This window comes from Ralstonia sp. Ralssp110 (assembly GCF_047325135.1).
GTDB classification, from domain to species: Bacteria; Pseudomonadota; Gammaproteobacteria; order Burkholderiales; family Burkholderiaceae; genus Ralstonia; species Ralstonia mojiangensis.
This window is the reverse complement of the sequence record NZ_CP168610.1, coordinates 3,144,379-3,157,645: the sequence shown is the minus strand read 5'-3', so window position 1 is coordinate 3,157,645 and position 13,267 is coordinate 3,144,379. Positions and strand designations below refer to the sequence as shown.

Genomic DNA, 13,267 nt, shown 5'->3' with positions numbered 1-13,267 from the left:
ATGTGGTCAATGCAGTCAATGCAGTCCATAGGAGACGTCCCATGTCCGAAGCCACGCCAGACACCACGCTTGAAGCCAACCTGCTGAACCGGGTGGCGCTGGGCGACACGTTGCATCGCAGTGCACGCAAGTTCGGCGCGAAGGTCGCGCTGGTGGACGGCCCGCGCCGCATGACGCATGGCGAACTCAATGCAGACAGCAATCGCTATGCGCACGCGCTGCTTGCAAGCGGCCTCACGCCCGGCGACAAGGTCGCGATGGTGTGCGGGAACTCCGCGCAGTTCCTGGTGGCCGCGTACGGCATTCTCAAGGCGGGGCTGGTGTGGGTGCCGATCAACGCGATGCTCGGTCCGGACGATGTGCGCTACATCCTCGAGCATGCCGAGGCGCGGCACGTGGTGATCGACGCGGCGCTTTACCCGGCGCTGCGCGACACGCTGTCGGCGCTCGCGCTGCCCGCGCATCAATGCTTCGGCGCACCGGTTGCCGATGGCCCGCAAACCGTGGAGCAGGCGCTGCAAGGCCACGCCGATACGCTGCCCGCCGTGGTGATCGACGATCGCGATCTCGCGCTCATCATGTACACCAGCGGCACGACCGGCCGGCCGAAGGGCGCAATGCACTCGCACCGCTCGGTGCATGCCGCGTTGATGTCCAACATCGCCGGCCTCAATCTGAACGAGACCGACGTGTTCTCGTGCCTGCTGCCGATGTTCCACTGCGCGCAGTTTGCGACCGCCGCGTCCGCGATGACGGTGGGCGCCACGCTCGTCATACAGCGCGGCTTTGATCCGGCGGCGCTGCTCGATGCGATTGCCAACGAGCGCATCACGCAGCTGTTCGGCCTGCCGCTCATGTACGCCGCGCTGCTGCACCATCCGCTGCGCGCGCAGCGAGATCTGTCCAGCCTGCGCCTGTGCCTGTATGCGATGGCGCCGATGGCCAAGCCGCTGCTCGAGCGCCTGATTGCCGAGGTGTGCCCGAACTTTGCCCTGGGCTCCGGGCAGACCGAGATTTTTCCGATGACGATGTACTTCGCGCCCGACCAGCAACTGCAGCGCACCGGCAACTATTGGGGCCAGCCGTGCATGGTGAACGAAGCAGCGGTGATGGACGATCAAGGCAATCTGCTCGGCCCGAACCAATTGGGCGAGATCGTGCATCGCGGCCCCAACGTCATGCTTGGCTACTACAAGGACCCGCAGGCCACCGCCAACGCGCGCCGTTTCGGCTGGCACCACACGGGCGACCTCGGCATGTGGGATGCCGACGGCCAGCTTCAGTTCAAGGACCGCATCAAGGACATGATCAAGACCGGTGGTGAGAACGTGCCTTCGGTCAAGGTGGAAGAAGTGTTGCTGCGGCACCCGGCCGTGGCGAATGCCGCGGTGGTCGGCTTGCCGCATGTGCACTGGGTGGAAGCGGTGGCTGCGTTTGTCTGCCTCAAGCCCGATGCACAAGCCGATGCTGCCGCGTTGCAGGCACACTGCCGAGAGCATCTCGGTGGCTTTGAAGTGCCAAAACACATTGCCGTGGTCGACAAGCTGCCCATGACGGCGACCGGCAAGATCCAGAAGCACGTGCTGCGCACTGCCAACCAGACGTTGTTCGAGGGCGATGCGCGCTAGGGGGGGCTAAGCCGCCGGCTGGGGCGGCGTACGCAGGATGAACAGCACGGCCTGATCGGCCAGCGCGTCAATGCTGATGCCCGCGCCCGCCTGATACCACTGCGCCGTCCAGTTGAGCGCGCCGAACATCAGCAGGCGGTCAACGGGCGTCGGGTGTGCCCATTCGCCTGAGGCGCGCAGGCGGTCGATCACGCGCGTCCAGATGTCTTCGTAGCGATCCTTGAGCGCGATGATGCGTTCTTGCGCCTGCGTATCGAGCGAGCGCCACTCGTACAGCATCACCGGAATGAAATCCTGGTGGGGCGCAAGGATCGTGTAGAGGTGCGCACGCACGAGTTGGCGCATGGCCTCGCGCGGCGGCAGGCCGTCGATATCGATGGCTTCGATATCGGCCAGCGCCACGGTCAGGCCGTGTTCGATCACCGCTTGCAGGATGTCCTGCTTGGTCTTGAAGTAGTAGAACCAACTGCCCGCATGGACGCCCGTGGCGGCGGCAATGTCGCGCACTGTGGTGTTGCCGTAGCCCTTCTCGCGGAACAGCCTGGCCGATTGCTCGATCAACGCGCGGCGCAAGCCCTCGTTGGCATCCTGCGCGGGGCGGCCGCGCTTGCGGCGCGGTGTTTCGGCTTCTGTGGCAGATTCGGGCGGGGTGGGTGTGGCAGGTTTCGGCATGCCAAGGCGAAGAGAAGAGGCGTCGCTGCATTGTAGCGGGGCATCGCCACCGCGCGGCACGTCAATCGCGGTTCAGGATGCGGCCGTGTTCGACGGTGGCGGCGCCTGCCTTGACCAGCGCTGCGATCGCGGCATCCACCAACGTTTCCATCGATTGGCTTGCGAAGAAGCGCGCCTGCAAGCGCGGCATCAGCGTGGTCTGCGTGAACCACGCAAACAGTGCCTCGTGCGACAGGGCCTGCTGCTCCAGCAGCTTGAACTTCACCAGCACGCGGATGGCGTGCAGCGCATTGCGCTCCGGGTCTGCACGCAGATACGCAAGACGCCCCAGCGATGCATCAATCGCGGCGTTGACGCTGGTGAACGGCCGGCCATGTCCGGGAATCACCACGCGCGCATCGAGCTGCGCGATGCGCTCAAGGATGGCCTGCTGTTCGGCAAAACCGCTCTCGCCTTCCAGCTCGGGAAAGATCACGCCGAAGCCGCGTTCCCACAGTGCGTCGGCCGAGATCAGCACGCGCGTGTCTGGGCTGAACAAAATGACCGCGTGCGGGTCGTGCCCGGGTGCGCTGATGACCTGCCAGTCGAAGCCGCCCAGTCGTGCAGTCATACCGTCAGCGAGGCCTGCGTCGGCATCGCGATCCGGCAACGTGAAGCGTGCGCACTCCTGGCCGGTGGGGCCGTAGCTGAGGGCGTCGGTATCCCAGCGGCGCACGTCGTCGATCTGCGCGGCGGGCACGCGCGTGTGACTGCCGTAGATGGCCTGCAGCGCCGCGTTGCCGCCGCAATGGTCGGAGTGCAGGTGCGTGTTCAGCAGACGGCGCAGCGGCCTGCCTTGCAGCGCGTGCTGCACAAGCGCCACGGTTTGCGGGGCGTGCGTGAGGTAGCCGGTGTCCACCAGCGCGCAACCGCCCTGCGCATCGTCATCGAAGAAAAGGATGTTGTTGGACGACAGCCAGCCGCGCTCGAACACGCGCATCGAATCAGGCAAGGTGACGATGTCGTGTTCGGCCATGGTGATGGGCGCTCAGGCGCAGGGCGTGTCGTTGAGCCAGGCGCAGGCGCGCTCGGGCAAGGTTTTCCACACGCTCAGGCGAGCGGTGTCGTCCATGGTCGACCATGCGGCAATCTCGTCGATGGTGCGCATGCAGCCGATGCACAGGCCGTGCGCCTCGTCCATCTTGCACACGCTGATGCACGGCGATGCCACAGGCTGCGCGCGCTCGGCTTGCGCGCGGCTATTGCGCAGCTTGCCGAGCGAGAGCTTCAGTTGCGCGCGTGTGCAGGCGTCCATGCTTGTGCGGTCAGTCGCGCAAGGCGACGTCGGCCACCGGCGCGCCCGTCATGGCTTCGAGTTCCGCGGGCGTGAGGTTGAACACGGCGTGCGGGTGGCCGGCAGCGGCCCACACGCTGTCGTACTGGAACAGATCGCGGTCGAGCAGCATCACAGGCTTGACCGCATGGCCGACCGGACACACGCCGCCGATGGCGTAACCGGTCTTCTCGCGTACGAACTTCGCATCGGCCTTGGCCAGCGCGCCCACGTGCGCGGAAACCTTTGCCTCGTCGACACGATTGGTGCCGCTGGCGATCACCAGCACCGGCACATCGTCTTCCGCGCGTCGGAAGATGATCGACTTGGCGATCTCGGCCACGGAGCAGCCCAGCCCGGCAGCCGCTTCAGCGGAGGTCTTGCCGGTGGCCGGCAGCATCACGATGTTTTTTTCGTAGCCGAGCGTGCGCAGGTGGTCGGCCACGCGTTGGGCGGATTCAGGCAGCGGTGCGTTCGTATCGGTAGAGGTCATCGTCGTTGTTCTTGATGGGGTTTCAGATGCAGCCCTGGGCGATCTGGTCCTGCAGCTTGAGCAGCAGCGCGCGGCCCGCACGCGAGGCGGTCGGGCGGCCGATGGCCTGCGAGATGAAGTCACCCGCCAGCACGACCTTGTCGAGGTCGATGCCGGTGCGGATGCCCAGGCCGTGCAGCAGGTACAGCACGTCTTCGGTGGCGACGTTGCCGGTCGCGCCCTTGGCATACGGGCAGCCGCCCAGCCCGGCCACCGAGGCGTGGAAGATCGCGATGCCGACTTCCAGGCTGGCGAGGATGTTGGCCAGCGCCTGCCCGTACGTGTCGTGGAAATGGCCCGAGAGGCGGTCGATCGGGAACGTCGCCGCGGCGGCTTCCATCACGGTTTTCACCTGCCCGGCCGTGCCCACGCCGATGGTGTCGGCAATGTCGATCTCGTCGCAGCCCAGATCAGCCATGCGCTTGATGACATCCACCACCGACGACACCGGCACCTCGCCCTGATACGGGCAGCCCAGCGAACACGAGATCGACCCGCGCACGCGAATGCCCGCAGCCTTGGCGGCCTGGGCCACCGGCACAAAGCGTTCGATCGATTCAGCGATCGTGCAGTTGATGTTCTTCTGCGCAAAGGCCTCGCTGGCGGCGCTGAAGATCACGATCTCGTCCGCGCCTGCTGCAGCGGCGCCTTCGAAGCCCTTCATGTTGGGTGTGAGCACCGAATACAGCGTGCCCGGCCGGCGCTGTATGCGCGCCATCACGTCGGCGCCATCGGCCATTGCGGGCACCCATTTGGGTGACACGAACGACGCGGCTTCCACGTTGACGAAGCCGGCCTCGGACAGCCGGTTAACCAGTTCGACCTTGGTGTCGGTGGAAACCGGCGCCTTCTCGTTCTGAAGACCGTCGCGCGGGCCGACCTCGACCACCTTCACAAAATTCGGAATGCTCATCTCAGTAACCTCGTTGCAGATCGACGATGCCGGCAATCGGTTCGCCGGCTTCCAGCGCGCGGATCTTGCGCGCGATCTGGGCAATGCTGACCTCACGCAGCGTCAGCGCCGAAATGTGCGGCGTGATGTGGATGCGCGGTTCGGTCCAGAAAGGGTGGTCGGCGGGCAGCGGCTCGGTGCGGAATACGTCGAGCGCGGCGCCGGCAATGTGGCCGCTGCGCACGGCGGCCAGCAGGTCCTCTTCCACCAGATGCTTGCCGCGTGCCACGTTGACAACGAACGCGCCCGGCGCGAGCTGACCGAGCAGCTTTGCGTCGATCACGTTTTCGGTGTCTGCCGTCAGCGGCAGCACGTTCACCAGCACGCGCGTGCCGGCAAGGAAGCCTGGTAGGGCATCGCTGCCTGCGCGGCAATCGACGCCCTCGACATGCTTGGCAGAGCGGCTCCAGCCGCGCACCGGAAAGCCGAAGCCCGCCAACGTCTTGGCGATGTGCGTACCGAGCACGCCCAGGCCCAGCACGCCGACGACAAACTCATCGCGGTTGAACGGCTTGAGGAAACGCCACATCTTGGCTTGCTGCTGGCGCTCGTATTCATCGAGCCGGCGGAAGAAGCGCAGCACGGCGTGCGTGACGTATTCGCCCATCTGCGCGGCCATGCCGGCGTCGTCCAGCCGCACGATCGGCAGGCTTTCCGGAATGGCATCAGGCGATTGCGCGCGCAGGCCGAGGATCGCATCGACGCCCGCGCCCAGATTGAACACGGCGCGCAAATCGCGACGATCGCGCAGCATGTCGGCAGGCGGCTGCCAGACCACGGCGTAATCGGCGTCCTGCGCCGCGCCTTTCTCCCACACCGACAGCCGCGCTTCGGGCAGTGCCTGCGCAAAACCATCGAGCCAGGGTTGGGGCTTGCCGTCGGGCGTGTAGATCTGGATGTGCATGTGGGGCGACTTCAGTGCGGGTGATTGACGTATACGTCAAGCAGTGTAGCAGGGGCCGCCAAGGCGTGTGGCAGCCCCGTTGGGCGTCATTCGGCGGGCTTGAACGCCAGCAACTGCACGCCTTCCGTCACCTGATCGCCCACGCCATACAGCACGGATTCGACGACGCCGTCGGCAGGTGCCGTGAGCGTGTGCTCCATCTTCATGGCTTCCATGACGACGAGCGGCGCGCCCTTGGTGACGGTCTGCCCTGGGGCGGCCAGCACAGCGATGACCTTGCCGGGCATCGGCGCGGTCAGCTTGCCGCCTTCGTCGTCGGCTTCGCCCGCGTGCGCCAACGGGTCGTGGCGCTCCAGCGTCCAGTGCGCGCCGCCGGTGAAGACGTGGAATGTGTCGCCGTCGACATGCACCTGACCAGTCGCCTTGTGCGTGCCGAGCGTGACGGTGAAGGTCTCTGCATGGCGCTGCGAGGTGAAGGGCGCTTCGCTGCCGCCAACTTTCAGCCGCGATCCGTCGCGGCCGTAGACGAGCGTGGCGTCGACGGCCTGATCACCGTGGGAGAAGCGCAGCGTGCGCTCAGCCGCGCCGTTCAGACGCCAGCCGCTGCCGCGCGCCCACGGCGAATGCGGATCGCGTGTGTCCGTGCGCAGGCTGCGTGCCTCGCGGGCAAGCAGCGCAGCTACGGCCAGGGCGATGGCGTCTTGCGGCACCGCCGGGGCTGCCGGGAACAGCGTGTCGTGATTGCGCGCGATCAGGCCGGTATCCAGATCGGCGGTCGCAAACGGCTTCGATGCAACGAGCCGGCGCAGGAATGCCACGTTGGACGACAGCCCCACCAGGTGGAAGCTGCCCAGCGCCTGCAGCATGCGCGCGAGCGCTTCTTCACGGTCACGGCCCCAGACGATGAGCTTGGCGATCATCGGATCGTAATAAGGGCTGATGGCATCGCCTTCGCGCACGCCCGCGTCGATGCGCACGGCGGCGGGCTCGCCATTGGCCTGCGCGCCCACGGTAAATTCCACCGCCGCCGGCGTGCGCAGCACCTTCAGCGTGCCGATGGACGGCAGAAAATCGCGCTCGGGGTTTTCTGCGTAGATACGTGCTTCCAGCGCGTGGCCATGGATGTGCAGTTCGTCCTGCGCGCGCGGCAGCGGCTCGCCGGAGGCGACGCGCAATTGCCATTCGACGAGGTCCTCGCCCGTGATCATTTCGGTGACCGGATGCTCGACCTGCAGGCGCGTGTTCATCTCCATGAAGTAGAACGTGCCGTCTTCATCGACGATGAACTCGACCGTTCCGGCACCCACGTAGCCCACGGCGCGCGCGGCAGCCACGGCGGCTTCACCCATCGCGCGGCGACGGTCCAGCGTCATGCCGGGGGCAGGCGCTTCTTCCAAGACCTTCTGGTGGCGGCGCTGCACCGAGCAGTCGCGTTCGAACAGGTAGACGGCGCCGCCGAAGCTGTCGGCAAACACCTGGATTTCAATGTGGCGCGGGCGCGTGAGGTATTTCTCGATCAGCACGCGGTCATCGCCAAAGCTGGAGGAGGCTTCGCGCTTGACAGAAGCCAGCGATGCTTCGAACGCATCGCCCGATTCCACCACGCGCATGCCCTTGCCGCCGCCGCCCGCGCTCGCCTTGATGAGCACCGGATAGCCGATGCGATCAGCCTGCGTGCGCAGGAATGCGGCGTCTTGGTTGTCACCGTGGTAACCGGGAACGAGCGGCACGCCCGCGGTTTCCATCAACGCCTTTGCCGCGCTTTTGCTGCCCATGGCTTCGATGGCCGAGGCCGGCGGGCCGACGAAGATGATGCCGGCGTCTGCGCAAGCCTTGGCGAAAGCTTCGTTTTCCGACAGGAAGCCGTAGCCGGGGTGGACGGCCTGAGCGCCCGTGGCGCGCGCGGCTTCGAGGATGCGGTCGGCGCGCAGGTAGCTGTCGCGGGCGGCGGGCTCACCGATGTGGATGGCTTCGTCGCAGGCCGCGACGTGGCGGGCGTTGGCGTCGGCATCAGAGTAGACCGCGACCGTGCGGATGCCGAGCTTGCGGCAAGTGGCGGCGACCCGGCAGGCGATTTCGCCTCGGTTGGCGATGAGGAGCTTGGTGATCATTGGTGTGTGTCTCCGGTGCTTTCTGTCTGCATCTTCTGCACTTGTGGTGCATCCCTTGTTTCATCCCCTGCCGGGGCTGAGTCACTTTCTTTGTCTTGCCAAAGAAAGTAACCAAAGAAAGGCGCGCCCGAGATGGCGACCCCCTTCCTTGAATTTGTGTAACCGGGCGGAGATGGGGAAAACTCGCTGCGCTCAGACAGTTCCCCATCTTGTTTCCGCCCGCTTACACAAATTCAAGGCGCCATCAAGGGCAGGAACGTCAACGGCCAAACCGTTGGCTTGCATGCTCTGTCTGGCTCTTGCTTCTTGCTTCTTGCTTCTTGCTTGCTGCCGTTTGCCTCGCTCCGCGTCTTGCCGCGTACCCACCACTGCGTTTGCACTGCGATGGTGGGGCCGTTGATGCCCTAGATGGCGCCTTGAATTTCTGTTGCAGAGAGGAAAAAGAGAGGAGGCTGTTTGAGCGAAGCGAGTTTGCCTCCTCTCCCTCTCTGCGACATAAATTCAAGGAATCCTTCGCCATCTCGGGCGCGCCTTTCTTTGCTTACTTTCTTTGGCAAGACAAAGAAAGTGAGTCGGCCCCGGCAGGGGACGAAAGGGAGGCAGACCACCAACAAAAAACCAAGACCCACCCCCACAACAAAGCATCAGTCCGCAGGCGTAATGTCGATATGACAATGCGAAGACTGCGCCCCTGCATGCGATTCATGGTGCATGTGATCCTGCACCTCCACCCGCATCCCCAACCGCGCCAGCAGCTTCCGATCTGCATCCGCCTCCGGGTTATCCGTCGTCAGCAGCTTCTCGCCATAGAAGATCGAGTTGGCGCCCGCCATGAAGCACAGCGCCTGCAGCGCATCGTCCATCGCCTCACGGCCAGCGGAGAGCCGCACCATCGCCTTGGGCATCGTGATGCGCGCCACCGCAATCGTGCGCACGAAATCAAACGGATCCAGTTCTTCGTTGCCCGCCAGCGGGGTGCCTTCCACCTTCACAAGGTTGTTGATGGGCACCGAATCCGGATACGGTTCCATGTTCGCCAACTCTGCGATCAGGCCTGCACGCTCGTGCACGGATTCACCGAGGCCGACGATGCCGCCGCAGCACACGTTGATGCCAGCGTCACGCACGTGCTCCAGCGTATCGAGCCGGTCCTGATACGTGCGCGTGGTGATGATCTCGCCGTAGAACTCGGGCGCGGTATCGAGGTTGTGGTTGTAGTAATCCAGGCCCGCGTCCTTCAGTTGCGCGGCCTGTTCCTGCTTGAGCATGCCCAGCGTCACGCATGTCTCCAGCCCCATTGCCTTCACGCCGCGCACCATGTCGGCCACGGCATCAAGCTGATGCGGCTTCGGGTTGCGCCAGGCTGCGCCCATGCAGAAGCGGCTTGCGCCGTTTTGCTTGGCGCGCGAGGCGGCTTCCAGCACCTCGTCGATCGGCATCAGCTTTTCAGCCTCGACACCGGTGTCGTAGCGTGCCGATTGCGGGCAGTACGAGCAATCTTCCGGGCAGCCGCCAGTCTTGATGGACAGCAGCGTCGACAGCTGCACCGCATTCGCATCAAAGTTGGCGCGGTGTACCTGCTGCGCCTGGAACAGCAGGTCGTTGAACGGCAGCGCGAACAGCGCTTCGATGGCTTCGCGGCTCCAGCGCGCGTCGGGCGCCTGGCTCGGCGTGACGGGCGCCTTGGCGGCGTTCGGAACGAAGTTGAGCGGAGTGGATTGCATGAGGACTTCCTTCAAGTGATGCGTGGTTTCGTTGTTATGCGGATCAGGCCGGCAGCAGCCAGTTCGGCTTGCGCTTGCCCAGAAAACTTTGCACGCCTTCGCGGCCTTCTTCCGAAGCGCGAATGGCGGCGATGCGTTCAGCGGTATCGGCCAGCAGTGCGTCATTGACCGCGGCGCCAGACACCTCGCGCACGAGGCGCTTGCTCTCACGCACGGCGTTCGGGCTGTTGGCGACGAGCGCAGCGGTGATGTCAGCCACCTTGGCGTCGAGCGCATCTGCGCTCACCAGTTCATGCACGAGGCCGAGGCGATGCGCTTCGGCAGCCGAAAAGCGTTCTGCGGTGATGAAGTAGCGGCGCGACGCCTGCTCGCCCAGGGCGCGGATCACATACGGGCTGATGGTGGCCGGAATCAAGCCGAGCTTCGCTTCCGACAGGCAGAAGTTGGCCGTGTCGACGGCGACCACGATGTCGCACGCGGCGACCAGGCCGACGCCGCCGGCATACGTGTCGCCCTGCACGCGCGCGATCACGGGCTTGGGGCACGTGTAGATGGCGCGCAGCATTTCGGCCAGGCGCAGCGCGTCGGCGCGGTTTTCGTCATCCGAGTAGCCGGCCATCTTCTTCATCCAGTTCAGGTCGGCGCCCGCGCAGAAGGCGGGGCCATTGCCGGACAGGACGATGGCGCGCACGCTGGGCTCATCGGCCAGCGCGCGGAACGCGCCGGTCAGCTCGGCGATGACGGTCTCGTTGAAGGCGTTGCGCACGTCCGGCCGGTTGAGCGTGAGCGTGGCGACGGCGCCGTGCTGGGCGAAGGCGAGGGTCTCGAAAGCGTTCATTCGGGGTCCTTGTTGGTGTCGGACTTGGGGTCGTCTGCGCCGGAGGCTTCAGCGTTGCTGCCGGGGGCCGCCGCTTGAACCGGGCCTGCCGGCAGACCGAGCTCACGTAGGAAGGCATCGACTTGCGGCAGCCAGATGGCAAGCCCTGCATGGCTTGCAAACATGCCGTGCGAGTCGCTCTTGAAGTTGCCGAAATCCACCAGCCGGCCTTTGCCGCCGGCACCGGTGTAGGCCGCGAACATCTTGTCGGGCATCGGCGTTGGCCAGTAGCTGTCGTTGTCGCCGTAAAACCAGAGCGAGGGGTAGCGTGACTGGCGGCCGTACGTCTCGAAGGCGCGCACGAGGTTGCCTTCCCAATCGACGCAGGTGTCGTTGCGCAGGCCACCGGCAAAGTTCACCAGCCCACGCACGCCGGGGTAGGCGATGGTGCCGAAGGCCAGCGTGGTCAGGCCGCCATGCGACTGGCCCATGACGACGATGCGGTTGCGGTCCACATACGGCTGCGCGGTCATGTAGTCGAGCGTGGCCACCACGTCTTCGGCCTGGATGATGCCGTTGGCTTCCACGTTGCAACCGCTGCCGATGTACGCGCCGCCGGATTTGGAAAACCCCTGCCGCATCGGAATGGCCACCACGTAGCCGCGTGCGACCAGTGCCGCAGCCTGCTCGCTGTAACGGGCACGCGCTTGGAATGCCGCCTTGCCGCGCGCCTTGCCATGGTTGAGCACGATGAGCGGGAACGGGCCGTCGCCGGCCGGTTTGTAGACGGTTGTCTCCAGCTTGAGCGTGAAGATGCCCGCTGACTTGGGCACCTCCACGATGGTCTCGCTGATGCCGGAAGACGCGGTCTCGCTTGCATGCGCGGCCGCAAGCAGCAGCGCGCAGCCGACGGCTGCCCAGGCGCTGCGCCACGTTCGCGCGGTGATGCTGTTCACTGCAAATTCCCTGGTCGATGGGCGGCCCGCTTACATGCGGAACACGCCGAAGTTCATATCGCCGATCGGCGCGTTCAGGCTGGCCGACAGCCCGAGGCCCAGCACGCTGCGCGTGTCGGCCGGGTCGATCACGCCGTCATCCCACAGGCGCGCGCTGGCGTAGTACGGGTGGCCCTGGCGCTCGTACTGGTCGCGGATCGGTGCCTTGAAGGCGGCTTCTTCATCCGCGCTCCACTGGCCGCCCTTGGCCTCGATGCCGTCGCGGCGTACCGTGGCGAGCACGCTTGCGGCCTGTTCGCCGCCCATCACCGAGATGCGCGCGTTCGGCCACATCCACAGGAAGCGCGGCGAATACGCCCGGCCGCACATGCCGTAGTTGCCCGCGCCAAACGAGCCGCCGATGATGACCGTAAACTTCGGCACCTGCGCCGTCGCCACGGCCGTCACCATCTTCGCGCCGTTCTTGGCGATGCCTTCGTTCTCGTATTTGCGGCCGACCATGAAGCCCGTGATGTTCTGCAGGAACACCAGCGGAATCTTGCGCTGGCAGCACAGCTCGATGAAGTGCGCGCCCTTGAGGGCAGCTTCTGAAAACAGGATGCCGTTGTTGGCGATGATGCCGACCGGGTAGCCCCAGATGCGCGCAAAGCCGCAGACCAGGGTGGTGCCGTAGCGCGCCTTGAATTCGTCAAACGCAGAATCGTCGACGATGCGGGCGATGACTTCGCGCACGTCGAACGGCTTGCGCGTGTCGGTCGGGATCACGCCGTAGAGTTCTTCCGCCGGGAAGCGCGGTTCGACCGGCGCATGGATTTGCACCTGCTCCGGCTTGCGGCGGTTCAGGTGCGCGACGATGCTGCGCGCTTGCGCCAGCGCGTGCGAGTCATTGTTGGCGAAGTAATCCGCCACGCCCGACAGGCGTGTGTGCACATCGGCGCCGCCCAGATCTTCGGCACTGACGACTTCACCGGTTGCTGCTTTCACCAGCGGCGGGCCCGCCAGGAAAATCGTGCCCTGCTCCTTGACGATGATCGATTCGTCGCTCATGGCCGGCACATACGCGCCGCCGGCCGTGCACGAGCCCATCACCACCGCGATCTGCGGAATGCCCTTGGACGACAGGTTGGCCTGGTTGTAGAAGATGCGACCGAAGTGATCGCGATCAGGAAACACGTCGTCCTGGTTCGGCAGGTTGGCGCCGCCCGAATCGACGAGGTAGACGCAGGGCAGGTGGTTCTGCTCGGCGATCTCCTGCGCGCGCAGGTGCTTCTTCACCGTCATCGGGTAATACGTGCCGCCCTTGACCGTGGCGTCGTTGCAGACGATCACGCATTCCTGCCCCGAGATGCGGCCGATGCCGGTGATGATGCCGGCGCCCGGCGCGGCATCGTCGTACATGCCGTACGCCGCCATCTGAGAGAACTCCAGGAACGGCGTGCCGGGGTCGAGCAGTTGCTGCACGCGGTCACGCGGCAGCAGCTTGCCGCGGGCGAGGTGCTTGGCGCGGGCGTCTTCACCGCCGCCCTGGGCGATGCGTGCAACCTTGTCGCGCAAGTCGGCGACGAGCGCGCGCATGGCATCGGCGTTGGCCTTGAATTCTTCAGCGCGGGGGTTCAGCTTGGTCTCTAGCGTCGGCATGGCAGCAGTGCAAGAAGGTCG

12 protein-coding genes are annotated in these 13,267 nt (G+C 65.4%); 1 reads left to right on the top strand and 11 read right to left on the bottom strand.

Features of this window, described 5'->3' with window-relative positions:
• Positions 1–41 precede the first annotated feature (41 nt).
• Complete coding sequence (locus ACEN9T_RS23750) at positions 42–1,628, top strand: AMP-binding protein (RefSeq protein WP_413707218.1); 1,587 nt, start codon at positions 42–44, stop codon at positions 1,626–1,628.
• A 6-nt stretch (positions 1,629–1,634) separates the two neighbouring features.
• On the opposite strand, the gene ACEN9T_RS23745 is transcribed toward ACEN9T_RS23750, so the two are convergent.
• From ACEN9T_RS23745 to ACEN9T_RS23695, 11 genes are all read right to left on the bottom strand, one after another.
• Complete coding sequence (locus ACEN9T_RS23745) at positions 1,635–2,300, bottom strand: TetR/AcrR family transcriptional regulator (RefSeq protein ID WP_413707217.1); 666 nt, start codon at positions 2,298–2,300, stop codon at positions 1,635–1,637.
• 61 nt (positions 2,301–2,361) lie between these two features.
• Positions 2,362–3,315 (bottom strand): MBL fold metallo-hydrolase, encoded by a 954-nt coding sequence (locus ACEN9T_RS23740; protein ID WP_413707216.1) that lies wholly within the window; start codon positions 3,313–3,315, stop codon positions 2,362–2,364.
• Positions 3,316–3,327: 12 nt separating this feature from the next.
• The gene (locus ACEN9T_RS23735) at positions 3,328–3,594 is read right to left on the bottom strand and encodes a DUF1289 domain-containing protein (RefSeq protein ID WP_413707215.1); all 267 of its coding nucleotides are present in this window, start codon (positions 3,592–3,594) and stop codon (positions 3,328–3,330) included.
• A gap of 10 nt (positions 3,595–3,604) precedes the next feature.
• Positions 3,605–4,105, bottom strand: coding sequence for a YbaK/EbsC family protein (locus ACEN9T_RS23730; protein ID WP_092973654.1), 501 nt, complete (start codon positions 4,103–4,105; stop codon positions 3,605–3,607).
• Between the two features lie 22 nt (positions 4,106–4,127).
• Positions 4,128–5,057, bottom strand: coding sequence for a hydroxymethylglutaryl-CoA lyase (locus ACEN9T_RS23725; RefSeq protein WP_413707214.1), 930 nt, complete (start codon positions 5,055–5,057; stop codon positions 4,128–4,130).
• Between the two features lies 1 nt (position 5,058).
• Positions 5,059–6,000, bottom strand: coding sequence for a 2-hydroxyacid dehydrogenase (locus ACEN9T_RS23720; protein ID WP_413707213.1), 942 nt, complete (start codon positions 5,998–6,000; stop codon positions 5,059–5,061).
• Positions 6,001–6,086: 86 nt separating this feature from the next.
• Positions 6,087–8,111 carry an acetyl/propionyl/methylcrotonyl-CoA carboxylase subunit alpha gene (locus ACEN9T_RS23715; protein WP_413707212.1) on the bottom strand — a complete coding sequence of 675 codons (2,025 nt, stop codon included), beginning with the start codon at positions 8,109–8,111 and terminating at the stop codon, positions 6,087–6,089.
• Positions 8,112–8,755: 644 nt separating this feature from the next.
• Positions 8,756–9,835 carry a biotin synthase BioB gene (gene bioB / locus ACEN9T_RS23710; RefSeq protein ID WP_413707211.1) on the bottom strand — a complete coding sequence of 360 codons (1,080 nt, stop codon included), beginning with the start codon at positions 9,833–9,835 and terminating at the stop codon, positions 8,756–8,758.
• A 43-nt stretch (positions 9,836–9,878) separates the two neighbouring features.
• Positions 9,879–10,673, bottom strand: coding sequence for an enoyl-CoA hydratase/isomerase family protein (locus ACEN9T_RS23705; protein ID WP_092973644.1), 795 nt, complete (start codon positions 10,671–10,673; stop codon positions 9,879–9,881).
• Positions 10,670–11,608, bottom strand: a complete 939-nt coding sequence (locus tag ACEN9T_RS23700) for a dienelactone hydrolase family protein (protein ID WP_092973643.1) — start codon at positions 11,606–11,608, stop codon at positions 10,670–10,672. The genes ACEN9T_RS23705 and ACEN9T_RS23700 overlap by 4 nt, the downstream gene beginning before the upstream one ends.
• Before the next feature lie 30 nt (positions 11,609–11,638).
• A complete protein-coding gene (locus ACEN9T_RS23695) occupies positions 11,639–13,246 on the bottom strand; it encodes a carboxyl transferase domain-containing protein (protein ID WP_413707210.1) in 1,608 nt (535 codons plus the stop codon).
• Positions 13,247–13,267: the final 21 nt, after the last annotated feature.

Bases quoted from the DNA above. Each gene is read 5' to 3' on its own strand.
- ACEN9T_RS23750 (WP_413707218.1), top strand. From the start codon at position 42: ATGTCCGAAGCCACGCCAGACACCACGCTTGAAGCCAACCTGCTGAAC.
- ACEN9T_RS23745 (WP_413707217.1), bottom strand. From the start codon at position 2,300: ATGCCGAAACCTGCCACACCCACCCCGCCCGAATCTGCCACAGAAGCC.
- ACEN9T_RS23740 (WP_413707216.1), bottom strand. From the start codon at position 3,315: ATGGCCGAACACGACATCGTCACCTTGCCTGATTCGATGCGCGTGTTC.
- ACEN9T_RS23735 (WP_413707215.1), bottom strand. From the start codon at position 3,594: ATGGACGCCTGCACACGCGCGCAACTGAAGCTCTCGCTCGGCAAGCTG.
- ACEN9T_RS23730 (WP_092973654.1), bottom strand. From the start codon at position 4,105: ATGACCTCTACCGATACGAACGCACCGCTGCCTGAATCCGCCCAACGC.
- ACEN9T_RS23725 (WP_413707214.1), bottom strand. From the start codon at position 5,057: ATGAGCATTCCGAATTTTGTGAAGGTGGTCGAGGTCGGCCCGCGCGAC.
- ACEN9T_RS23720 (WP_413707213.1), bottom strand. From the start codon at position 6,000: ATGCACATCCAGATCTACACGCCCGACGGCAAGCCCCAACCCTGGCTC.
- ACEN9T_RS23715 (WP_413707212.1), bottom strand. From the start codon at position 8,111: ATGATCACCAAGCTCCTCATCGCCAACCGAGGCGAAATCGCCTGCCGG.
- bioB (WP_413707211.1), bottom strand. From the start codon at position 9,835: ATGCAATCCACTCCGCTCAACTTCGTTCCGAACGCCGCCAAGGCGCCC.
- ACEN9T_RS23705 (WP_092973644.1), bottom strand. From the start codon at position 10,673: ATGAACGCTTTCGAGACCCTCGCCTTCGCCCAGCACGGCGCCGTCGCC.
- ACEN9T_RS23695 (WP_413707210.1), bottom strand. From the start codon at position 13,246: ATGCCGACGCTAGAGACCAAGCTGAACCCCCGCGCTGAAGAATTCAAG.